The sequence below is a fragment of the uncultured Aquimarina sp. genome, from assembly GCF_947492965.1.
Classification (GTDB): Bacteria; Bacteroidota; Bacteroidia; order Flavobacteriales; family Flavobacteriaceae; genus Aquimarina.
Window position 1 is genome coordinate 226405 of the sequence record NZ_CANLOZ010000006.1, and the last position, 24286, is coordinate 250690.

Here is a 24286-nt window from a genome sequence, read left to right on the forward strand (position 1 = left end):
AATTTTTAATGAGTAAATGAATAAAATACTTGATTTTGTTAAAGGTAAATTTTGGTTTTTCATTTCTTTTGTTTTTTGTAAAGGAGTAGTTTTTTTAACTCCTTTATTAGCAGCCGAAATATTATCCAAGGAAGATTTTGGAGTGTTAGAATATGCTTTGGCAGGTTTAGGAATGGTACTTAATACATCACTTAATTTAGGAGTTCCTGGCGCTTATCCTTTTTATAAATTAAGAAAGAAAGATACATCAACATTAGAAGGGTTTGCTCTGCATTATATGTGGTTATTGTTTTTTTTTCTAGTGATTCAAATTTGTTATTATTCAATTGGGTTTTCAATTGAATATTATATGGCTCTTAATATGGCTTATATCATATCTAATCAAGTTTTTATTTCAACTCAATTAAAAACGGATGGGAAGATTATAAAAGCAGTTTTTTTTGATTCGGGAGTTTATCTATTACTATTGGTATTTATTACTTTGGCATATCTGGATTTGAACAATAAATCTTTAGAAAACATTAATCGATTTGTGTTGTTTTATTCACTATTCTATGTTGGACACTCCCTTTTTAAAGCTCTTAAAATAAATAAAATTACTCTTTTAAAATACTATAAAATCATTAAGTTTAGTTGTCATCTTCTGTTTTCTGCTATGTTAATTTTTTTTATTACGGTTTCTGGTAGGTTTTTGATAGAGTTTTTTTTGAAGGATTTTGAATTAGTGGGGATTTATTCTTTCTATTTCAGGTTAGCAGCTTTGGTTGTTATGATTTATCAAATTGTAAGTATTGCTTTTTTTCGTGACATCTACACTCTAAATCCAAAAACTTTGGATAAATATTTTACCATTTTTTTTATTGGTCTTTACCTGATATCAAATCTCTCATTTATTTTAAGTCAATATATTGTTCCGTTTTTTTCTGATTTTTACAAAAACACTATTGATGAGTATCAAAGGGTATATTTTATTTTATCGGCTCAAGTTGTTTTTTGGATATCCAGCGCATTAATGTCAAATATTATAGATAGGGAAGAATTAGCAAAAAAAATAACCCCTTTATTTTTAGTCTTGATAATTTTATTTTTAAGTGGTTCATATATAAGTAAAGATTTTCTTAACTTATCACGATATACAATAATACATTTTGTGATTTTTTATATAGCAGCAATGTTGCAAATTTGGGTGTTATATAAAAAGAAAATAGTATTCAGAAAGTCTGCAATTTCTTTATTAGTAATATTCTCTATAACATTAAGCTTGTACTTTACCAATTATTCTTTTTGATCATATATAATTTGAACACAAATTCTATTTTTTTTTTGAGGACTTGGATGTATCTGTGTGCGATAAATGTATATTTGCTAATTGTAGGTTTGATCATTGGAGAAATTTTATACTCCTTTTTGGTATGATATTATTCTTTCTATATAATTAATAAATTAAAAGAACATAATGAAAAAAGCATTAATACATGACTGGTATTATGTTAATGGAGGAGCTGAAAAAGTAATACACTCGATAAATAATGTATGGAATGATCTCGAACATTATGCCTTGATTGACTTCTTAACTGATAAAGACCGGAAGTTCATTCTTAATAATAAAAAAGTACAAACCAGCTTTATTCAAAAGTTACCAACTGCAAAAAGTAATCATCGAAAGTTTCTTCAACTCTTTCCTTATGCGGTGGAACAATTTAATTTAAATGAATATGATCTGATATTAAGCTCTTCAGCATCTGTAGCAAAAGGAGTGTTAACCAATCAGGATCAATTACATATTTGTTATTGTCATTCTCCAATGAGGTATGCGTGGGATTTTTATCATCAGTATTTGGAGGAAGCGAAATTAACAAGTGGTTTTAAAGGGACATATGCAAAATATGTACTAAATAAAATCCGAATTTGGGATGTGATTAACAGCAATCGAGTCGATTATTTTATAGCCAATTCAAAATATATAGCTAAAAGAATTAAAAAGGTATATAACAGAGATTCTAAAGTGATATATCCGCCGGTAGATATTGATAAGTTCCCACTTGAAAAGGATAAGGATGATTTTTATTTTACTGCATCGAGAATGGTTTCCTACAAGAAAATTGACTTAATAGTTAAAGCATTTAATCAAATGCCAAATAAAAAATTAATAGTTGCTGGCGGTGGTCCAGACTTTGGTAAAATCAAAAAAATTACGAGTTCGAATATAGAGTTGAAAGGATTTGTAGAAGAGGACGAACTTATAAGTTTGATGGGAAATGCCAAAGCTTTTATTTTTGCAGCTGAAGAAGATTTTGGAATTATCCCTGTTGAGGCACAAGCCTGTGGCACACCAGTCATTGGACTGGATAAGGGTGGAGTTAAAGAAACAGTGATACATGAAAAGACTGGCTTGCTTTTCAAAAAACAAGAAGTTAAACAGATTATTGAAGCTGTGAAACAATTTGAAAAACAGAGTTTTGATCCTAATTTTATTAGTGATCACGCTTCAAAATTTTCCAAAGAAAGATTTGAAATGGAGATAAAGGAGTTTGTTGAAGAAAAGTATAATTATTTTATTGGATAAACTAAATTAAAAATATGAGAATGATAAAAAGTAAAGTTAATTAATGATACCGAAGAGATGAATTCGAAAAAAAAACGCTTTTCAATTTTTATCAAACCAATATTTCTGTTGGTTGATCTGGTAATACTAATTGGTCTTATTTTTTTATTAAATATTAAATCAAGTACGACTTTAATATTTCCGGTTTATATTTCAATTAGTTGGATTATTATTTCTTTAACTACGGATTTTTATGATACTAAAAGATTTTCTAAGGTAATTCATACGCTTGCTTCATTAATAAGACAATTCGTAATTTTTGTTCTTGTATTGTATGCATTTATTGGATTTTTCAAGCAACCCGTTATCAGCAGGTTGGTGTTAGGAAAATATTTTTTAATATCTTTTTTTACAATCTCCTTTACTAAATATTTATTACTATTCTTGCTTAATAAATATAGAAAAGTTTTAGGAGGTAACTTTAGGACCGTGGTAGTTATTGGTAATAATAAAAAAACGAACCAACTAATTGAAACTTTTAAACAAAGAAGTGATTTTGGGTACAAATTTCAAAAAAGGTTTTGTGTTAGGGAAAAGAATTTTAGCTTAGAATATTGTTTTGATTATATTATGAGTAATCAAATAGACGAAATATATTGTTCGGTGGCCGAGCTTACCAATAAGCAACTAAGGGAAATAGTTGGTTTTACAGATAATAATCTTAAAGTATTAAAATTTATACCAGACAATAAAGACATATTTACTAAGAAATTGAGTTTTGATTATTATGGTTATATACCAGTATTATCATTTAGAGAAATCCCTTTAGATGATCCTATTAATAAATTTGTGAAACGAGGCTTTGACATACTTTTATCGTTAATAGTGCTCATATGTATTCTTTCTTGGTTAACACCTTTAATATTTTTACTTATTCAATTAGAGTCTAAAGGACCTGTCTTCTTTATGCAAAAAAGAAATGGATTGGATTATCGAGAGTTTTATTGTTATAAATACAGGTCAATGAAACCTAGTACTAGCGGAAAACAGACAACCAAAGGAGATGCACGAGTAACAAGAATTGGTAAATTTATAAGGAAGACAAGTATCGATGAGCTACCTCAATTTATTAATGTATTAAAAGGAGATATGTCTGTTGTAGGACCTAGACCTCATATGGTGAAACATAATGAGGATTTTGCGAGAAAAGTTGATAAGTTTATGGTACGTCATTTCGTAAAACCTGGTATATCAGGTCTGGCGCAAGTAAGCGGTTTTAGAGGAGAAATAGAGACTGATAAAGATATTGTTAATCGCGTTAAATATGATATTTTTTATATCGAGAATTGGTCTTTATTATTAGATATTAAGATTATTTTTCTTACAGTTTTTAATGCGGTTAAGGGAGAGGAGAAAGCATATTAGTAATTCTACCATATTAAATTTATATTGCAAGTAATGTCTACTCCCAAAGATTTAAAATATTTTTTTTCGGGTTCCATTTTGTTAGGTTTTAGCAGTGTTTACTCTTTATTGATCCCGCTTATCATTATACCTTATATAATTGGAGTTGTTGGTTTAGGTAATTATGGGTTATCAGTTATAGCGTTTTCCACTACGTTCTTTTTATCTCTAATTGTAGACTATGGGTATAATATTTCTGGGGTTAATAGTATATCGAAAAGTAAAATGGATATAGAGAAGAGCTCAATTATAATTAAAGCCTTCCATACAAAAGCCATATTATTTATAATAACTATTGCTCTATTCTCTTTATCTGTGTTTGTTGCTCCCTATCTAAGGGACAATATTAAGTTGTTCCTATTTTCTTTATTCATTCCTTTATCCTCAGTTTTTAATTTGAATTGGGCTCTACAGGGGCTTCAAATGATTAAAGAATTAAGTTTGATAACAGTACTAAATAAAACGGTATACTTAATAGGAGTTTTTTGGGTTATAAAACAACCCGAAGATTATATCTATATTAATTTTATTTTTGGTTTAGGTGTATTAATAACAGGGGTTTTATCTTTTTTTCTAATTAAAAAAAAGATAAAAATTCTATGGGTTAGTTTTAGATATTTTGAATTTTTAAAGGAACTTAGTGGCAGTACACATTATTTCGTTTCTAATATAAGCCTTTATATTTCAACAAATTTATACCCTATTTTACTCAATCTATTTGTTAGTAATGAGATTGTTGGGGTTTTTGCGGCTATAGAAAAAATTTATAACGTATTAAGAGCGCCGTTCTCTATTTACATTAATTTAATGTTACCGAGAGTATCTAGATTAATGGAAGAATCAATTCGCAAAGGAATTCAACTTGTAAAAAAAACGTACATTTTTGTTGGCTGTTTTATAGTTATACTTATTGCTTTAGTTTGGAGTTTTCAAGAACCATTAATAGAATATTTCGTTAAAGACTACGTTTTACTGTCAAGAAAATTATTACATATAGCGCTGTTCGGTTTATTTCTGGTAATTTTTAACTGTCCGGTTTATTTGTTGCTTTTAGCACTGGACGAAAAAAAACTGATAATGAAAGCATTTTTATTAATACCTTTGATAGGTATTCTTAGTTGCTTACCACTTGCAAAGTTTTACGGAGCCGAAGGAGTTTTTTACAGTATTGTTTTAGTTGAATTATTATATGTCGTCTTTTTAAACAAGATATTTTATGATAGAAGAAATGTACCAAGAGAAAGAACATAGTTATTTTTCTAATGTTCGAAGCGACATAATTCACTTTGTTAAGGACGAGAAAGATCTTAAAGTTTTAGAGGTAGGAGGAGGAAAAGGTAACACTCTCTTATATCTTAAAAAGAAAGAAATCGCCTCTGAAATTCATATGATTGATATTATAGATTTAGTAGAGGATAAAGAAAAGTTTAATTCTGTTCATATTTTGGATATCGAGGAGTCTAATTTGACAAATATTGGAAAATTTGATGTTATTATTTTAGCTGATGTTTTGGAACATTTAAAAGACCCCGATAATGTAGTGTCAAAGTTGAAAAAACTATTAAGTAAAAATGGTTTTTTTTTAGTTAGTATTCCTAATATAAGACATTATTCTGCTTTAATTAAAATTTATCTGAAAGGAAGTTTTAGATATGAAGAAGAAGGCATTTTTGATAAAACACATATTCGTTTTTTTTGTAAAAGTGATATGATAAGATTATTTAGTGGTAATGAAGATTTAAAAATTGAAAAAATTCTACCTAATAATAAGATTCTTAGATCCAAAGCAACATTAATTAATAAGTTAACCTTTGGGATGTTTACGCAATTTTTCACTGTACAATATTTGTTTAAAATTAATAGAGTGTCGTAAAACTCAAAAATTGTTGATTTGAAGAGTAGGTTTTATATAATTCTTGTAAACTTTAACGGTCTTAATGATACAATTGAGTGTTTAGAATCTTTGAATGCTCAAAAAAATCAAGATTTTCAAATTATTGTCATTGATAATAGTGATGTACAAGATGACTTTGATACTTTTCAAGCTTGGGTTTCTGGTAAAGTACCTATCCAAATTGAAACTAGTTTTCCTGAATTTTCAAAACCATTTAAAGGTGAACAAATAGATTATGCTTTCGTGATGGAGGAAGCATTGGAGGAACAAATTTTTGATGAGAAACTCTTGGTTGTTAAAGCACGAAAAAATCAAGGATTCGCAGCTGCTAATAATGTTGCATTACGTTATTTAAAAAGACTAGAGATAGAAAGCAGTTGGATTTGGTTACTTAATAACGATACAGTAGTTGCCAAGAATGTGATTAATGAAATAAAAAACTTATTATATGGATTTTCAACTAATGATATTAAGAACACCTTGTTTGGCACACCTTTGTTGGAATATGATAGATCTAACAAAATTCAGGCAATAGGAGGAAAGTACAATAAGATATCAGGAATTACATCACATATTGGAGAGGGAATAAAGTATACCCATAACCTCGAATTAAGTAATTTTAAAATAGATTACCCAATAGGTGCGTCATTAATACTATCGAGTAGTTTTTTGGAACATATTGGTTTAATGAGTGAAGAGTACTTCCTTTTTTTTGAGGAATTAGATTGGGTGCAAAGAGCAAAAAAATCTGGTGGTAAAACTGCAGTGTTACCTGTTTTTGGTGTTTATCACAAACAGGGAAAATCTACATTATTTGGTGTAAAGAATAAAAAGTCCGAGTTTATTGATTTATTATCTTTACGGAATAGAATATTGATTTCTAGAAAGTTTTATAAGAAATATCTCTTCACGGTAAAACTTTTTATTATAACAGCAACCATTTTTAAAAGAATAATTTCTGGTAGCTTTGATCGAATCCCAAAAATTATAAAATTGGTAATTACCACATAAGAATTGAAACAGAAAAATGCCATATTTAATACAATAATCCTTTTGCTGTTAATTTTTTGCGTGCAGTTTACAGATCTTAAAATTGGTCCTGTTAAAATTAGTGAAATACTCCTATTAGCGATTAGCCCCTTTGTTTTACTTGGAAAATTAAATAAACACGTTGTACGTTTTTTATTATTTTTTAGCGTATTTGCTTTCGTTTCATTATGGATTACAAGAAGTAAAACTTTCGTATACTTAGAACCATCTTTTTTTAAAAGACCTTACTGGATAACGATCGGTAGATATATAGAAATTGTAAGCTGCTTAGTGCTCTGTAATATTTCTTGGTTGTATTTTAAAAGATTACAGAAAACAGGAGAGTTTCAAATATACCTATCAAGATTTATAAACCTAAATCTTCTAATTACATTATTTCTAACTTTTGTTTATTTACTGGTTATTTTTGAAATTATTTCCATGGATCAAACACGTTTTGTGTATGGTTGGGATACTCGATTAAGAGGTTTTTTTGTAGAAGGTGGTCCTTACGGATTAATGCTTAGTTTTATTTTTATAATAGTAGGAGCTCAGTTGCATAAACGAAAAATATTTATCCAAAGATTATTTTTGTTTATAGTCATCTTCTTTATGGCCAAATCAAAAGCTGGTATACTTTGCTGTGTAATTTGGTTAATGGTAGAAAATTTTTCATTTATAAAAAATAAATTAAAACGATTACTTATTCCTATTGCGATAATTTGCAGTATCGGGTTTTTATTTTTATTCTTTAATATTAGCAGAATGTATATTAATGAAATAGAGAGGGTGAAAATTGCTGTAAAAGAAAGACCTAATGATCCCAATCTGGTTATGGGAAGAATTTCAGGTTTTTTTATTGCTCCTAACATGATAAAAAACAATAGTCTTTTCGGTATTGGAATAGGTAATTATCCATTATTAAGAAATAATAAAGAATATAGAGGTTTTTTTCCTTTACCACCTAAGAAGATTAGGAATTTAGATGCACATGGATATGGGGGAATAATGGATATAGTTGTGGATACAGGAATACTTGGTTTTTCCGTATTTATTTTCATTTTGGGAAGAATATTTTTTGAAATAAAGCAGGATAGTAAAAAAATAGCATTATTGTGTGGTTTTGTTTTGCTTTTTATTTTTGGAGTCCAAATTCACTTTATGTATCCTTGGGTTTTGTTGAGTTTAGTATTAACTAAAAACGCTAATTATGAAACTAGTGGTAGATTTAAGATTAATACATAACTCTGGGATAGGAACTTATATTAAGAATGTTTTGCCTTCTTTAATTGATCATTTTGATAAAGTATACGCAATTGGGGTTCCAGAAGTTATTGATTCTTTCGATTGGAGTAAGAAGCTTCATATTATACGCTTTGATGCTAAGGTATATTCTTTAAAAGAACAGATATTGTACCCATTTAAAATACCTAAGTGTGATGTACTTTGGATACCACATTTTAATGCTCCAATATACAATGTTAAGTCAAAGAAAATGGTAGTTACAATTCATGATGTCAACCATCTTTCTAACCCCACTAATTTTTCCTTTTTAAAACGTCTATGGGCCAAAATACTTTACAGGAATTCTGCTAAGAATAGTGAAATGATATTTACGGTTTCAGAGTTTTCAAAATCTGAAATCCTTACTTTTTTTAATATCAATAAAGAAAAAATAAAGGTTGTTTACGGAGGAATAAATTTGAACTTTGTCAAGAACAGTGCTTGTTCGGTAAAATTAAATTTACCAGACAATTATTTTTTATTTGTGGGCAATGTAAAAAAACATAAAAATTTAATTACACTTTTAAAAGCATATAATCAATTAAACTCTGAAATTAAATCAAAGTATAAAATTGTTATTCTTGGGAGAAAAGAGGGGTTTATTACTCAGGATAATGAAATATTTAAATATATTAAGAAAACAAAATTAGAGGAGTCTATCCATTTTACTGGGTATTTGGAAGATGATTTAATACCGAAGGTTTATGTGAACGCTAGTATTTTTATTTTTCCTTCATTATATGAGGGATTCGGTTTACCATTGCTAGAAGCTATGGTATGTAAAATTCCTGTTTTGAGTTCTGATAGAGCAAGTCTAAAAGAGGTTGGAGGAGATGCTGTTATGTATTTTGATCCTACAAATGCAATTGATTTAAAAAATAAACTGGAACAATTGCTTTTGGATTCTGATGTAATTATGAACCTAGTAAGTAAGGGATTAGAACAAATTAAATTGTTTGATTGGAAATACTCTATTGAGAGACATGTCAATTATTTTAAAGAATTATAATGGGCGAAATAGTAAAAAAATATTATGAGCGTATACACTTTATTTTAATTGGCCTATTAGTTCTATTCCCTATTACACCAAGAGGAATACAAAGTAGCTTAATTATTACACTATTTGTAGTTAGTTTAGTTCATTTTTTTTTAGAAGGAATTACACACTGGACGAGAAACAAAACAATTCTATTGATTTCTTTAGGATCAATAAGTATAATATATATTATTAGCTTATTTCATAGTACCAGTGTCAATGAGGGCGTAAAATTTGTTATACGTTTATCTCCTACTTTGCTAATTGCTTTTACGTTTTTAACCCAGAAATCATTTCGTTGGGAATATCATAAACTACAAGTTGTATTGTATTTATACACTGCTTCTTTATTACTTTTTCTTATTTATCTACATATATCCACTTTCGAAATCATTGCTAATAAAAATTTAAGCTCTTGGCACCTTAGAGATCGAATAGATCAGTTAACTGAGGTACATGGAACTTATCTTTCAATATGGATTGGCTTTGCCATAGTATGTGGATTTTGGTTCGTTATTAAAAACATTAATAAAAAAATATTCTTAATAGCAAATGTTGTTATAATATGCTATTTTTTCTATTGGATTTACTTAATAGGTGCTCGAATGCCAATATTGGCAACAATAGTTTCTTTAGGCTGGTTACTTTTGGACCTTTGGAAAGTATCTAATAAAACAAAAATTTTTGCGGTTGGATCATTAATATGTATTTGTGTAACCGTTTTTTGGAATCCTATTCTCAATAAGGTTAATGAAATGAGAAATTATGAAAACGCTATTCCAGAAGGAAAATATGAGAATACGAACCCGTTAATATCAAATGAAAATATAAGAAGCGTTATATATCATTGTGCATTAAAAAAGATAGAAGAAAGGCCTATTTTAGGATATGGGATTGGAAGGGTAAATTCTGAACTTCAAGAATGTTATGATGAAGAATTTAACCATACAGATTTATTTACTAGATTCAAATTCAATGCTCATAGTCAATATCTTCAATTAGTTTTGACTTTAGGTATTTTTGGAATAACATTATTTGTTACTTCCATAATTTGTTGGTTTAGATCCTCCTCTTTGAAATTATATCATTACTTTTTAGCTCTTATATTACTCTCATTTGCCTTTGAAAATGTACTAAACCGACATGATGGTATTATATTCTTTAGTGTATTTAACGCAATACTATTGATGTCTAAAAAAAATCAAGTGTAAGAGCTACAAAATATTTTGAATAAATTCTTAAAAACGCTGTATTTTTGACATTACCATTAGTTTTGTTTCTATTTATGTTGAAAATAAAAAAGAACATGAAGACGAAGGAAAAAAGAAATTTAAATAAATACACAAGAATCATAGAAGTTTGAAAAAAGCCTTAATACATGATTGGTATACTCATTATAGAGGAGGAGAGAGATGTGTTGCTAGTATGTCAAACATATGGAAGGACTTTGACTTCTTTACCTTGGTAAACACTTTATCTCCGGAAGAAGAACAAGTAGTATTTAAAAACGCGAAACCTAAAACCTCATTTATTGAAAAACTCCCTTTTGGAAAGAAGAAATACCGATCTTATTTACCATTATTTCCTTTGGCAATAGAACAGTTCGACCTTAGTGACTATGAGTTGATTATTTCTTCATCATCTTGTGTATCAAAAGGAGTATTAACTACGCATGAACAACTGCATATTACATATATGCATTCACCTGTTCGTTATGCTTGGGATTTGTATCATCAATATTTGCGAGAAAGTGGCTTACATAGGGGACTCAAAGGATTTATTGCAAAGTTTTTTTTGCATAAATTACGAATATGGGATGTTACCACGGCTAATAGACCTGATTTTTATATTGCTAATTCGAAATATGTAGCTCGAAGAATAAAAAAAACATACAATAAAGAAGCAAAAGTAATTTATCCCCCAGTTGATGTAAATAGTTTTGAAATTTCTCACGAGACAAAAGAGTATTATGTTACTTGTTCTTCGTTGGTTCCTTATAAAAAAATTGACTTGATTGTCAATGCTTTTTCCAAAACAGATAAAGAGTTAATCATTATTGGTGATGGACCAGATTATAATAAAATAAAAAAGATTAGTGGGCCTAATATCAGGTTACTTGGGTTTCTAGATTCTGATAGAAAAAAAGAAATTCTACAAAAGGCCAAGGCATTTGTTTTTGCAGCTGTTGAAGACTTTGGTATTGCTCCTTTAGAGGCTCAGGCATGTGGAGTTCCTGTAATTGCTTTTGCAGAAGGAGGAGCGTTGGAAACTATTAAAGGAGTATCTTTAACTAGTGAAATAAGCCAAAACTTTCATACGGGAGTTTATTTTGAAGAACAGTCTACAAGTTCTTTATTAGAAGCAGTAGATTTTTTTGAAAAAAACCAAAGTTGTTTTGATAAAACTACAATACGTAAGCATGCTGTTTTTTTTAGTAAAGAAAGATTTGAAAAAGAATTCAAAGAAACAATAGAAATGCTCTATGAGCGTTGGAAAAACAAAGAATAAGTATATTCGTATAAAGTCCCTATTTGCCAAAGAAAGAATTATTTATGAATAAAGGCGGTTATTCTAAATTTATTAAACCATTTGTATATGGAATAGACTTGTTGATAGTCTCTTCAACTTCTTATTTTTTACTTTCTCAATCTATTGTAGATATTGTAGTCATTATTTTGTTTTGGATTGTTTTATCATTCCTTATTTCTATTTATGCTATTTATAGATTTACCAAGCTCATAAAAATAATCTCTCTTTTTTTTCGACAAACAATACTTTTGACTTTATTGATTTGCACTTATTATTATTTCAAGGAAACTATAATTCCAAAAGAAAGTATAATCAACTTTTTTTTAATATTGCTTGTTTCAATTATTGGATGGAGAGTTTTTTTATTTATTTTTTTTAAGAAATATAGAATAATTACAGGTAGCAATAATATTTATACAGTTATTATAGGTGATAACGTATCAACTAAAAAATTAGCTTATTTTTTTGATAATTCGCCAGAGTATGGATATCGATTTAAAGGTTTTTTTAGTAACTCTAATAGCTCTGATAAAAAGGGTACCATAGAAGAAAGTTTCGATTATATTTTAGATAAAAACATAAACGAAGTGTATTGTTCCATTAAGGAATTAAGTGATGATCAAATTAAAGATTATATTAGATTTTGTGAAGCAAACATGAAGGTTTTAAAATTTATCCCAGATGATAAAGAACTTTTCTCTAAAGACCTTCAATTAGACTATTATGATGTTTCCCCTATTATTTCTTTAAGAAAAATTCCGTTAGAAGATCCTATTAAGTATTTGTTCAAAAGAACTTTTGATATCATTTTTTCAAGTTTGGTAATAGTGTTTTTATTGTCTTGGTTAATACCAATAATAGCTTTATTGATAAAACTAGAAAGCAAAGGAGCTGTCTTTTTTAAACAATATAGGTATGGAGCAGATTTTGATTTGTTCTTATGTTATAAATTTAGATCCATGACACCTAATAAAGAATCAGATAGCACTCAAGCTTCTAAAAATGATGCAAGAGTAACTAGAATTGGAAAATTTATCAGGAGAACTAGTTTGGATGAATTACCTCAGTTTTTTAATGTACTATTTGGTGAGATGTCGGTTGTAGGCCCCAGACCACTATTAATGAGTCATACAGAAGATTATAAAGACAAGATTAGCAAGTTTATGGTTAGACATAATGTAAAGCCAGGAATAACAGGATTAGCACAAGTAAGTGGTTACAGAGGGAATATAGCTTCTGACTCTGATATGCAAAATAGAGTAAGGTATGATATTTTTTATATTGAGAATTGGTCACTTTTATTGGACATAAATATAATTATTCAAACAATTATGAATGTTTTTAAAGGAGAGGAAAAAGCATATTAGAATTATCAAATAATATTTTATTTAAAAGGCTTGAAAAATCATTGGAAAACACGATTTTTGATCCTAATTTTATTCATACATGAAAATATCAGTAATAGGCACGGGTTATGTTGGTTTAGTAACGGGCACGTGTTTAGCAGAGACGGGTAACGAGGTAGTTTGTGTAGACATAGACGAAAGCAAAGTAGAAAGGATGCGTAATGGCGAGGTTCCAATTTATGAGCCTCACCTAGATGTACTTTTTGAGCGCAATATAAAGGCGAATAGATTGCAGTTTAGCACCTCACTTAAAGAAGGTATTGATCACGGAGATATTATCTTTTTAGCGTTACCTACACCAGAGGATGAAGATGGTTCTGCAGATTTATCTTATGTACTTGGGGTATCTAATGAGATAGGTAAGCTCATTTCAGAGTATAAGGTCATAGTTGATAAGAGTACAGTTCCAGTAGGTACAGCAGAGAAAGTTAGAGCAGCTATATTAGAAAACTCCAAGTGTGATTTTGATGTAGTATCCAATCCTGAGTTTTTAAGAGAGGGATTTGCAGTTGATGATTTTCTAAAGCCAGAGCGCATAGTAGTAGGATCCTCTTCGGAGAGAGCTACGGATCTTATGAAGAAATTATATAAACCGTATGTTCGGTCAGGGAATCCTATCATAGTTATGGATGAGAAGTCTGCAGAGCTTACAAAGTATGCGGCGAATTCATTTTTGGCAACTAAGATTACCTTCATGAACGAGATTGCTAATTATTGTGAAAAGGTAGGAGCAGATGTAGATAAAGTTCGTATAGGTATGGGTACTGATTCTAGGATCGGAAAGCGATTTTTATTTCCTGGTATTGGTTATGGAGGTTCTTGTTTTCCAAAAGATGTAAAGGCCTTGCATAAATCGGGGAAAGAGGATGGATATGATTTTAAGATTTTGGAATCGGTGATTGATGTTAATCAACATCAAAAGTTGGCTTTAATTCCTAAGATCGAATCGTATTTTGATAATAACTTAGAGGGAAAAACCTTTGCTATTTGGGGTCTTGCTTTTAAGCCAGAAACGGATGATATTCGAGAAGCACCTTCATTAGATATTATATCAAGTTTATTGGATAGTGGTGCAAATGTAAGAGCCTTCGATCCAGAAGCTATGGATAATGTCGCTCGTAAATATGGGGATAGGATTACTTTTTCAACATCTATGTATGATGCATTGGAAGGAGCGGATGTTTTAGTGATATGTACAGAGTGGAGTATATTTAGAACTCCAGATTTTGATAAGATAAAGAAGAGCTTACAATATCCTGTTATTTTTGATGGAAGAAATCTATATGATCTTATGGATATGGAAAAAGAAGAAATCACATACTTCTCGATTGGAAGAAGGGATGTAAAAGTTATATCATGAAAAAAATTTTAATAACAGGAGCAGCGGGTTTTTTAGGATCGCACCTTTGTGATCGATTTATAAAAGAAGGTTATCATGTGATTGCTATGGATAACCTAATAACTGGAGATCTAAAAAACATCGAGCATTTATTCAAACTTAAAAATTTCGAGTTTTATAACCATGACGTTTCAAAATTTGTTCATGTTCCTGGTGATTTAGATTATATCTTGCATTTTGCATCTCCTGCGAGTCCTATAGATTATCTTAAAATCCCTATACAAACACTAAAGGTTGGTTCATTAGGAACACATAACCTTTTAGGATTAGCTAAAGAAAAAAATGCTAGAATATTGATTGCTTCTACAAGCGAAGTGTATGGAGATCCACTGGTTCACCCTCAAACCGAAGATTATTATGGTAATGTAAATACTATAGGACCTCGTGGTGTGTATGATGAGGCTAAACGATTTCAGGAATCAATAACAATGGCATATCATACCTATCATAAAGTAGAAACAAGAATCGTACGAATTTTTAATACGTATGGTCCTAGAATGAGATTGAATGACGGAAGAGTTGTTCCGGCTTTTATTGGGCAAGCATTACGCGGAGAAGACTTAACAGTTTTCGGAGATGGCTCCCAAACTCGTTCTTTTTGTTATGTAGATGATTTAATAGAAGGGATTTATAGATTATTATTTAGCGATTATGTATTTCCTGTCAACATTGGTAATCCTAATGAAATTACCATAAAGGATTTTGCCGAAGAGATAATCAGACTAACGGGAACAGACCAAAAAGTAATATACAAACCGCTTCCAGTTAATGACCCTTTGCAAAGACAACCAGATATTTCAAGGGCAAAAGAGATTTTAGGTTGGGAACCTAAAATCGATAGATCAGAAGGAATGAAACGCACACTGGAATATTTCAAAAGCCTTTCAGAAGAAGAGCTATATCGAAGTGAGCATAAGGATTTTTCATCTTATTCCTGATAATACATGCACCACAAAAGAGGAGGATACTCATATTTAATAAGACCAATACTTCTTGTAATTGATCTAATCATCGTATTAACTTCTTCCTTCTTCTTTCTAAATGAGATTGCGAACAATCAATTATACCTATTTTTATCGTTTACATGGTATATATCTGCATATTTATTGAATTTTTATGAAGTATATAGGTTTACCAAAGTACTAACTATTATTTCCCTTTTAATAAGGCAAGGTTTACTCGTTCTTGTGCTTCTTTTCGCCTATTTTGGGATACTTAAAATAAACGTGTTTTCTATAAAAGATACCTTTTACTTCGTATCAATTGCTATCTTTTCTATTGGTATTATTAAGGTTATTACGTATTATGCTTTAAAAAGATATCGCTCATATCTTGGGGGTAACAATAGAAGAGTTGTAATTATTGGAAATAACAAAAGTGCGCAACAACTAAGTGTATTTTTTGAAAAAAGAAAAGATTTAGGGTATCAGGTCTTACAAGTGTTTTCAGATGAATTAACAAATAAGATAGAAGATAGTTTCGAGTTCTTAAAGAATGAAGATGTTGATGAAATCTATTGTTCTATAGATGAGATCTCTGATGAAGATGTCAATGAATATGTGAAATATGCAGATCAGAATTATTGTGTGCTTAAGTTCATACCAAATTCGCAAAGAATTTTTTCTAAGAGATTAAAAACAGATTATTATGAGTATTTGCCTGTTCTCTCCATCCCAGAAGTATCATTAAATAACGCTACAAACAGAGCAATAAAAAGAGGATTTGATATAGTTTTTTCTTTATTCATTATTGTTTTTATACTCTCATGGTTGATTCCTTTGTTGTATGTTTTAATTAAGTTAGAATCGAAAGGTCCATTAATTTATAGACATAGACGAAATGGAATAAATTATAAAGAGTTTGTATGCTATAAATTTAGGTCTATGAGAGATGAGAATTTCTCTGATTTAATTCAAGTAAAAAAAGACGATCCAAGAGTTACTAAAATAGGACGATTTATTAGAAGAACGAGTATAGATGAACTCCCACAATTTTTCAATGTGTTTTTTGGGGATATGTCAGTTGTAGGCCCTAGACCTCATATGATTTCTTATACCAAAGATTACGGTAAAAGAATTGATAAATACAATTTTGTTTTTAGACATTCTGTAAAACCCGGAATCACAGGAATGGCTCAGGTAAAAGGATATAGAGGTGAGGTCGAGAATGATGAAGATATTGTGAATCGTATTAAGTACGACATATTTTATATAGAAAATTGGTCCTTATTACTGGATTCTAAAATAATTTTAGACACGATCGCTAATCTAATTAAAGGTCAGGAAAAGGCTTATTAAATAAGTATTAAAAATAGTTGTTGTCATTTGATGAGATTAGAATAATGAGGTTTAGCAAAAAGATAATAGAGCTTTCAGAAATGTTTTATAAACATGATGATGATATTGTACTTACAATTTTCTGGAACAGTCTTTATATAGCATTTTTGTTACTACCTTTAGGAATTAACCTTCCAACTCCTTTTTTTATAGTTTCAATCATACTTGGTGTTGTAAATATATTTAGGTCGAGAAGAAAGTTTGACTTAGATAATAAAATTGTATTATTATTTCCATTGTACTTTATAGTCATGGTGCTAAGTTTGATTTATACAGATAATCTTTCATATGGATTAGACGTATTGCAAAGATCTGTATCATTACTCTTATTTCCCTTGATTTTTCTTTTTGTAAAAGAGGATGCTTCCTCAGTCAGAAAATTATTTGATTTTTTACTTTTAGGGTTGATTATTTCATTTTTCCTCAATTTATCGATTGCTTTAAACAACTCTGCATCCATTATCAAAGAAGGCTTAATTGCTAAGGTATCTATAAAGGATCTTACGTCGTTTTTAGATGCAATATTGAACGGATGGAACTATTTGATAAAGAACGAGTTTTCTAAATTAATAAACCCCAGTTATCTCTCGCTATATATATTACTGGTATTGAGTTTTTATTTAAAAAAGAGTTTAGAAACGAGACTTAGAACGACCATCGTAGTAATATTATTTTTATATCTTTTTCTACTAGCTTCCATAGCAGCTTATTTGATATTATTTATGATGTGTTTACTACTTATTTTTAATATTCCTGATAGAAGTAGAAAACATACTATGATCATAATGTTTTTCCTGGGAATAATGGTTTTTCTTAATAACCCAAGAGTATTTGATTTTTATGCAAAGGTTAAAAGTTTTGGTATTTCTATCGTGCATTCCAATTCTACTTCAGAGAAAGCAAGGTTATTATCATGGGATGCAAGTTTTAAACTGATAAAAGAAGCACCTTTATTGGGGTATGGCATAGGAGATGCTAATGATGTTTTGATCAAAAAGTATAATGAGCTTAATTATACTTATAATTTAGAAAATAAGTACAACGCCCACAACCAATTTCTTCAAACATTTTTACAAACTGGAATCATTGGAGTCATGGTACTCTGTGGTATTTTTGTTGTCCTTGCAATTCGTATGAGAAGAAGTCGAAATGAGTTTTCCGTTTTTCTAATTCTTCTTATTTCACTAGTCTTTGAATCTATGCTGGTTCGGTTTAATGGAGTTGTGTTTTTTTCGATTGTTATGCCATTATTACTTAAGAAGAGAAGTATTCTTAGTAGTAGGATCATCCGTAATAATTTGGTAGCGTCATAAATATTAAAATAGCTTTTAAAATAATTAGTAAGACAGTAGTTAATAAACTATTTTTGAGGCCTGTAAAAATTAGCCAAAACAATAACCCATAAACAATGAATATTTTAGTATTAGGATCTGGAGGTAGAGAACACACTTTTGCATATAAAATTGCTCAGAGTAATTTATGTGAGAAGTTATTTGTAGCACCAGGTAATGCAGGAACTGCAGTTATCGCAACAAATGTATCAATTGCTGTAACCGATTTTAAAGCAATTAAAGACCTTGTATTGAAAGAGAATATAGAAATGGTTGTTGTAGGTCCGGAAGATCCATTAGTACAAGGGATAGCAGATTTTTTTGCAGAAGATGATGATCTTAAAAACATTGCTCTTATTGGTCCTTCTAAAGAAGGAGCAAGATTAGAAGGGAGTAAGGAATATGCCAAGGAATTTTTATTTAGACATAATATTCCAACGGCCGCGTATCAAAGCTTTACAGCAGATACCGTTAATGAAGGAAAGCAATTCTTGGAAACACTACAACCTCCTTATGTTTTAAAAGCTGATGGGCTTGCGGCTGGAAAAGGAGTACTTATTCTTCAGGATATCGAGACGGCTAAAGCAGAGCTGGAAAACATGCTCACAAACAAGAAGTTTGGAGCAGCAAGCGAAAAAGTAGTCATAGAAGAGTTTCTTGATGGAATTGAGTTAAGCGTCTTTGTATTAACGGATGGAAAAAATTATATCACACTACCAACTGCAAAGGATTATAAGCGTATTGGAGAAGGAGATACTGGATTAAATACTGGTGGTATGGGAGCTATTTCTCCAGTTCCATTTGCAAATAGTTCTTTTATGAAAAAAATAGAGGAACAAATAGTTAAACCTACTGTAGATGGTCTTGCTAAAGAAGAAATAGATTATAAGGGATTCATATTTATAGGATTGATAAAAGTTGGAGATGATCCAAAGGTAATCGAGTACAATGTAAGAATGGGAGATCCAGAGACAGAAGTGGTTTTACCAAGAGTAAAAACTGATTTAGTTTCTCTTTTTAATCATGTGTCCAACCAGACATTAGACAAAATAGATGTTGAGATTGATCCAAGAAGCGCTACTACGGTGATGACAGTTTCCGGAGGATATCCAGAAGCATATGAAAAAGGAAAAGAAATTACAGGTATTGAGCAAATAAAAGATTCTATTGTTTTTCATGCAGGTACTACCATAGCGGATGATAAAGTAGTAACAAATGGAGGACGAGTAATAGCAATAACTTCTTTTGATGATGATTTTAGAAAAGCTTTGGAAAAATCATATCAAAGTGTTGAAAAACTTAATTTCGAAAAAATGTACTATAGAAAAGATCTAGGATTCGATCTATAAAACAGGTATAGAAAAAATGAATAAAAAAAGCTCAATGTAGATAAACATTGAGCTTTTTTAGTTCGTATGTAAATAATTTAATCCAAAAATGAATGAGCTTTTGGGTCTCTATCTTCTTCATTGTTGTCATTAAATTTTTTCAATTCCTTCATCCAGTAAAGAAAAGCTACAAAACCGATTAGCATAAATAACCAGTTTATAATATTAGCTGCAGTCCAACTTTCTAATTCTAAAGCTCTAAGGGCGTCAAGAGGTGCAAAAAGTACATCTACAAATAAAGATTGTATAGCTTCAAAAAAATCTTTCATAATATGATCTTCATTTTCATTATAAAAAGCTAACAAAAAACTTTTTATAAATTAGTAATATTATAGTTAAAAACAATAATGTATTGTCTGACGCAAAAATATAAAAAATAGTAGTGTTATCAAGCTTTTTTAGTAAATCAAAACCGATAAATTTTATAATAGTAGGCTTATATATGTTTTTGCTATACGTAGCAGCGTATTATAAAACAGATTTTAGTCTAGATTATATCAGTATTCTAATGTTCTTGGGCGGTTGTGTTGTCTATATTTTGGCAATGCTTGTATTAAACTTAGTTACTCAGAAAAACGATTTAACCCAAAAAAGTACAAATACCATATTACTTTTTGCTTTTCTAACAGCTTTATTACCTAATTCGCTGATCGATCCTTATATCTTATTAGCTAATTTATTGGTAATTCTGGGTATTAGAAGTACGCTTAATCTTAGAAATGGGAAACACATAAAATCTAAAATTTTAGATGCTTCTCTCTTTATAAGTTTAGCATCTGTGGCTTATTTTTGGAGTATTGGTTTTATGATTTTTGTGTTTTTAGGTATTCTGTTTTTTGAACCCAAAAATTACCGGAATTGGCTTATTCCTGGAATTTCTTTAATAGCTACTTATGTACTTTCTAATTGCTTTACTTTATTAGTTTATGACAATGTTTTTACGATTTTTGACTATGTAGATCCAATATCATTTTCCTTTAACAATTATGTAAATCAACAAAGCATTTTTTCTGTAGGAGTTATTACTATATGCGCCTTGTTTTTCTTTACCATATACTTTTTAAGGTTTAACCGAAAGTCGACAAAACTGAAACCCATTTTAAGATTAATTATATCACAATGGATAATCGCTTTGGCAATCATAGCAATCGCTCCAAATAAAAACACTTCAGAAATAGTATTCGTGACAGCTCCATTGGCAATTATTGGTACTACTTATCTGGAGATGGATCAAGGTAAACTTGTAAAAGAAATTAATATTTGGATATTTCTTCTGTTGCCATTTGTTATCCTATTGTTTTGAGTGATGCTTATTAAATGTTCGCTCAATATATTCTGCACCTATCATAAAGTTTACAAAAGTATAATGTTTTAAATCTTTACTATTCAAGAGTTTATCTTGGAGAATGTTGCTAAATTTCAAGACAGTAATGTGCTGATTTAAAAGATCGGAGTAGATATTTTAAATCGATATCCAACATTTAATTTAGGCAATATGGATCAAATTATCATATTTTAAATACTATTGCAAAATATGATACCTTTGTGCCCGTTGGAAAAACGGGTTTACTATCATATCAAAGATCCAACTATTGCAAAAAGGGAAAGTATTAGCAGTTTATGAATAGCTAATTAAAAATGCTAAATTCGACTATATTTTCCTTAGTTATAATAATCAAGGGTTATTGATGATGGCACCGAAAAATAAGACAAATAATGAAGCGTTATGGGGAATGTGATTTAATAATAACGAAAACAAAAATCATAAGGCCTTAGCGACTAAAGAATATTTACACATCTTAGAAAAATAGAACAGCATGTTTACAGATAAAGCAAATAAGATTTTTAAAGAAGTTATAGAAAAGTATCATGTGGAGGATCGTGTGGATCAAGAATTCTCTAATCCTTACGATAGCAAATCTGAGCAAATAGAACATTTGTTATATCGCAAATGTTGGATCGATACTGTGCAATGGCATTACGAAGATATTATCAGAGATCCAGAAATTGATCCAGTAGCAGCTTTAAAGCTAAAAAGACAGATTGATGCTTCTAATCAGGATAGAACTGATATGGTGGAGTATATCGATAGTTATTTTTTAGAAAAGTATAAAGAAGTGGTTGCTAAAGAAGATGCTACTATTAATACAGAAAGTCCAGCTTGGGGAATAGATCGTTTATCAATTCTGGCGCTAAAGGTATATCATATGCATGAGGAAACAGTAAGAGAAGGAGCATCTGATTCGCATAAAGAAGCGTGTCAGAAAAAGTATGATGTATTATTAGAACAGCAAGTAGATCTTTCTACAGCAATCGATACTTTACTAAGTGATATTGAAAATGGTGATAAGTATATGAAAGTATACAAGCAGATGAAAATGTATAACGACGATGAGCTAAATCCTGTATTACGAGGAGAAAAATAACATCCTTTTTTTGAGCAAAAAAAAGAACATACAAGAAAATAACAAAGCCCTTTCTAAGAAGGGCTTTGATGCACATATCCTTGTGATTCGATTATCTGCTATGGGAGATGTAGCCATGACAGTTCCTGTATTACGAGCTTTCCGTGTGGCATATCCTAATGTTAAAATTACGGTACTTACAAGAAAATTTTTCGAACCTATTTTTTCAGATATAGAAAATGTATACGTATATCATGCAGATGTTACTGGAAAACACAAAGGAATTTTTGGGTTATCAAAGCTTTCTAAAGAACTTAGAAGGACAGGAATTACAGCAGTAGCGGATTTACATAATGTATTACGATCTAATGTGTTGAAAAATTTCTTTGCGTTAAGAGGAATCAAAGTAGTACAGATAGATAAAGGAAGAGCTGAGAAAAAAGCGTTGACCAGATCTGAAAACAAAGAGTTCAAGCAACTAAAAACAACCCATCAACGATATGCAGACGTTTTTGAAAAGTTGGGATATCCTATTGATTTAGATCATCATTCCTTTCCAGAAAAAGCTGCGTTAACCTCAGAAATAGTTGAGCTCACAAAGAATTCTGCTAAAAAATGGCTTGGGATAGCACCGTTTGCCCAATACCAAAGTAAGGTATATCCATTAGAACTACTAATTGAAGTAATAGAAAAACTGGATAGTGAAAATACCTATGAGATTCTAATGTTTGGAGGTGGTAAAAAGGAAATCGCGATTTTAAATAATATCGAAAGTAAGTACCAAAATGTGATCAATGTGGCGGGTAAGTTGTCTTTTGAAGATGAATTAAAACTTATCGGTAATCTGGATGGAATGCTATCTATGGATAGTGGTAATGCACATCTAGCAGCTATGTTTGGAATTCCTACCATCACACTTTGGGGAGTAACACATCCTTTTGCTGGTTTTATGCCTTTTGGGCAACCTTTGGAAAATGCAATACTGCCTAATCTTGCCAAATACGATAAAATTCCTACTTCTATCTATGGCAATAAGTTCCCTCCAGGATACGAAAAGGTAATGTATTCTATTAAACCAGAAACGGTGGTTGAAGCGATCAAAAACTTGTAATTGTTGTTGACGGTGCATAATCCACATTCTGATATTTTTTAAAACACATAAATGCATTTTTAGCAGCTAATGCACCTTGTTGTTGCTGTTCTTCAGAGAATGATAATTCTTCTACTACTTTTGTAAAGGTTTTCCAACGGGTTAACGATTGTTCTGGGTTTTTTCCAAAAAAATGAAACTCTTTTACCTCTTCTAAATGCTTACAATTTTTCAAGCGTTTAGAAATTAATAAACCTCCTAGCATAGAACCTTCAATCACATATAGCGCTCCAATAAGCGCCGCAGTCGAGGACACAGAAAATGAAAATTCTTCATCATTCAATAGATCATGATCCGATAAATAGGCTATATCTTTGTGCAAAGCATCGCTTTTTTCATTAGAAATAAAAGATAACAATGTATCAGGAGCTAATTGTTTATTTGCTATTAGCTGTTGTTCTACTTCCAGATAACTGTAATAATTCTGTAGTAAAAAATGAGTATACTTTTCTACAGTAATGGATTGATCTAATATAAATCGGGCCAAACTATTTTTTTCTACTTCTTTATGAAGCTGATCGGTTTCTTTTTTTAAAAATGACAGCATTAATTTTTTAGATATTTATATTTCTCTAATGTTTTTTTCATTTCTAGATATCCTTGCATAATGGCTTCGTTATCTCGTTTAGCACTTTCGATAAACATTTGCATGGCTTCTAGTGTTTTTTCATGACCAGGAGGTAAGGTTTCTGTTTTTTTACTATTGGCAATCTTTTGAAAATAAGGTAAAAGCTTTGTAGAGAGGGATTTTATATGTTTTTTTAGGATATAACCCGTAGCACCGCTAAGAATTGTTTCTGCGGCTAACTCCTCGTCATAAATAGTTCCAGTTACAAATATAAAGTGACGTATAGTTGTTTCTTTATTTACATAATCCAATACTTCCATACCTGTAAAACCATTTAGTTTGTAGTCACAAATAATGACATCTGGATCAAAAAAATGTACCGCTTGTGTAAATTTTTCGAATGTATCAACTTTGCGAATATCAGGTTTTTCTAAAATCTTATTTAAATGATACTCTATGAGAGAAGCATCATTGATATTATCTTCTACAACTAATATTTTAAACTTTTCTTGGATCATCGTT

General features: G+C 30.0%; 22 protein-coding genes. 19 read left to right on the forward strand and 3 right to left on the reverse strand.

Annotated features, from left to right (window positions below; genetic code table 11):
* Window positions 1–142: 142 nt before the first annotated feature.
* The 16 genes from Q1B37_RS16815 to purD all read left to right on the forward strand — a co-directional run bounded on the left by Q1B37_RS16815 (window position 143) and on the right by purD (window position 19602).
* Entirely contained in the window at window positions 143–1288 is a 1146-nt protein-coding gene (locus tag Q1B37_RS16815) for a hypothetical protein (RefSeq protein WP_299900441.1), read from the forward strand.
* 168 nt (window positions 1289–1456) lie between these two features.
* On the forward strand, window positions 1457–2566 hold the full coding sequence (locus Q1B37_RS16820; protein WP_299900443.1) for a glycosyltransferase: 1110 nt from the start codon (window positions 1457–1459) through the stop codon (window positions 2564–2566).
* Between the two features lie 57 nt (window positions 2567–2623).
* Entirely contained in the window at window positions 2624–3970 is a 1347-nt protein-coding gene (locus Q1B37_RS16825; RefSeq protein ID WP_299900445.1) for an undecaprenyl-phosphate glucose phosphotransferase, read from the forward strand.
* A gap of 33 nt (window positions 3971–4003) precedes the next feature.
* Window positions 4004–5260 carry an oligosaccharide flippase family protein gene (locus Q1B37_RS16830; RefSeq protein ID WP_299900448.1) on the forward strand — a complete coding sequence of 419 codons (1257 nt, stop codon included), beginning with the start codon at window positions 4004–4006 and terminating at the stop codon, window positions 5258–5260.
* Window positions 5226–5882 (forward strand): class I SAM-dependent methyltransferase, encoded by a 657-nt coding sequence (locus Q1B37_RS16835; RefSeq protein ID WP_299900451.1) that lies wholly within the window; start codon window positions 5226–5228, stop codon window positions 5880–5882. The genes Q1B37_RS16830 and Q1B37_RS16835 overlap by 35 nt, the downstream gene beginning before the upstream one ends.
* Window positions 5883–5900: 18 nt before the next feature.
* Window positions 5901–6914 (forward strand): glycosyltransferase family 2 protein, encoded by a 1014-nt coding sequence (locus Q1B37_RS16840; protein ID WP_299900454.1) that lies wholly within the window; start codon window positions 5901–5903, stop codon window positions 6912–6914.
* A gap of 459 nt (window positions 6915–7373) precedes the next feature.
* Entirely contained in the window at window positions 7374–8177 is an 804-nt protein-coding gene (locus Q1B37_RS16845; protein ID WP_299900457.1) for an O-antigen ligase family protein, read from the forward strand.
* Entirely contained in the window at window positions 8143–9225 is a 1083-nt protein-coding gene (locus Q1B37_RS16850; protein ID WP_299900460.1) for a glycosyltransferase family 1 protein, read from the forward strand. The genes Q1B37_RS16845 and Q1B37_RS16850 overlap by 35 nt, the downstream gene beginning before the upstream one ends.
* Window positions 9225–10463: an O-antigen ligase gene (locus tag Q1B37_RS16855; RefSeq protein WP_299900463.1), complete on the forward strand. Its 1239-nt coding sequence runs from the start codon at window positions 9225–9227 to the stop codon at window positions 10461–10463. The genes Q1B37_RS16850 and Q1B37_RS16855 overlap by 1 nt, the downstream gene beginning before the upstream one ends.
* 148 nt (window positions 10464–10611) lie before the next feature.
* The gene (locus tag Q1B37_RS16860) at window positions 10612–11760 is read left to right on the forward strand and encodes a glycosyltransferase (RefSeq protein WP_299900466.1); all 1149 of its coding nucleotides are present in this window, start codon (window positions 10612–10614) and stop codon (window positions 11758–11760) included.
* 44 nt (window positions 11761–11804) lie between these two features.
* Window positions 11805–13148, forward strand: coding sequence for an undecaprenyl-phosphate glucose phosphotransferase (locus tag Q1B37_RS16865; RefSeq protein ID WP_299900469.1), 1344 nt, complete (start codon window positions 11805–11807; stop codon window positions 13146–13148).
* A 79-nt stretch (window positions 13149–13227) separates the two neighbouring features.
* The gene (locus Q1B37_RS16870) at window positions 13228–14547 is read left to right on the forward strand and encodes a UDP-glucose/GDP-mannose dehydrogenase family protein (protein ID WP_299900472.1); all 1320 of its coding nucleotides are present in this window, start codon (window positions 13228–13230) and stop codon (window positions 14545–14547) included.
* Window positions 14544–15524 (forward strand): UDP-glucuronic acid decarboxylase family protein, encoded by a 981-nt coding sequence (locus tag Q1B37_RS16875; RefSeq protein ID WP_299900474.1) that lies wholly within the window; start codon window positions 14544–14546, stop codon window positions 15522–15524. The genes Q1B37_RS16870 and Q1B37_RS16875 overlap by 4 nt, the downstream gene beginning before the upstream one ends.
* A 6-nt stretch (window positions 15525–15530) precedes the next feature.
* Window positions 15531–16883 carry an exopolysaccharide biosynthesis polyprenyl glycosylphosphotransferase gene (locus Q1B37_RS16880; protein ID WP_299900477.1) on the forward strand — a complete coding sequence of 451 codons (1353 nt, stop codon included), beginning with the start codon at window positions 15531–15533 and terminating at the stop codon, window positions 16881–16883.
* A 44-nt stretch (window positions 16884–16927) separates the two neighbouring features.
* Complete coding sequence (locus tag Q1B37_RS16885) at window positions 16928–18235, forward strand: O-antigen ligase (RefSeq protein ID WP_299900480.1); 1308 nt, start codon at window positions 16928–16930, stop codon at window positions 18233–18235.
* A 95-nt stretch (window positions 18236–18330) separates the two neighbouring features.
* Window positions 18331–19602: a phosphoribosylamine--glycine ligase gene (gene purD / locus Q1B37_RS16890; RefSeq protein WP_299900482.1), complete on the forward strand. Its 1272-nt coding sequence runs from the start codon at window positions 18331–18333 to the stop codon at window positions 19600–19602.
* Window positions 19603–19679: 77 nt separating this feature from the next.
* Here purD and Q1B37_RS16895 read toward each other — a convergent pair whose 3' ends face one another.
* Entirely contained in the window at window positions 19680–19910 is a 231-nt protein-coding gene (locus tag Q1B37_RS16895) for a uracil phosphoribosyltransferase (RefSeq protein WP_299609030.1), read from the reverse strand.
* 113 nt (window positions 19911–20023) lie between these two features.
* Here Q1B37_RS16895 and Q1B37_RS16900 point away from each other — a divergent pair, with 113 nt between their 5' ends.
* The 3 genes from Q1B37_RS16900 to Q1B37_RS16910 all read left to right on the forward strand — a co-directional run bounded on the left by Q1B37_RS16900 (window position 20024) and on the right by Q1B37_RS16910 (window position 23157).
* Window positions 20024–20944, forward strand: coding sequence for a DUF6427 family protein (locus tag Q1B37_RS16900; RefSeq protein WP_299900485.1), 921 nt, complete (start codon window positions 20024–20026; stop codon window positions 20942–20944).
* A 514-nt stretch (window positions 20945–21458) separates the two neighbouring features.
* Window positions 21459–22067 carry a DUF4254 domain-containing protein gene (locus tag Q1B37_RS16905; RefSeq protein ID WP_299900488.1) on the forward strand — a complete coding sequence of 203 codons (609 nt, stop codon included), beginning with the start codon at window positions 21459–21461 and terminating at the stop codon, window positions 22065–22067.
* 10 nt (window positions 22068–22077) lie between these two features.
* Entirely contained in the window at window positions 22078–23157 is a 1080-nt protein-coding gene (locus tag Q1B37_RS16910) for a glycosyltransferase family 9 protein (protein ID WP_366944330.1), read from the forward strand.
* Here the strand turns inward: Q1B37_RS16910 and Q1B37_RS16915 are convergent.
* Together Q1B37_RS16915 and Q1B37_RS16920 are read right to left on the reverse strand one after the other, a co-directional pair.
* Window positions 23144–23743 carry a biliverdin-producing heme oxygenase gene (locus Q1B37_RS16915; RefSeq protein ID WP_299900491.1) on the reverse strand — a complete coding sequence of 200 codons (600 nt, stop codon included), beginning with the start codon at window positions 23741–23743 and terminating at the stop codon, window positions 23144–23146. The genes Q1B37_RS16910 and Q1B37_RS16915 overlap by 14 nt on opposite strands.
* Window positions 23743–24282 carry a response regulator gene (locus tag Q1B37_RS16920; RefSeq protein WP_299609022.1) on the reverse strand — a complete coding sequence of 180 codons (540 nt, stop codon included), beginning with the start codon at window positions 24280–24282 and terminating at the stop codon, window positions 23743–23745. Before Q1B37_RS16920 ends, Q1B37_RS16915 begins: the two co-directional genes overlap by 1 nt.
* Between the last annotated feature and the right edge of the window lie 4 nt (window positions 24283–24286).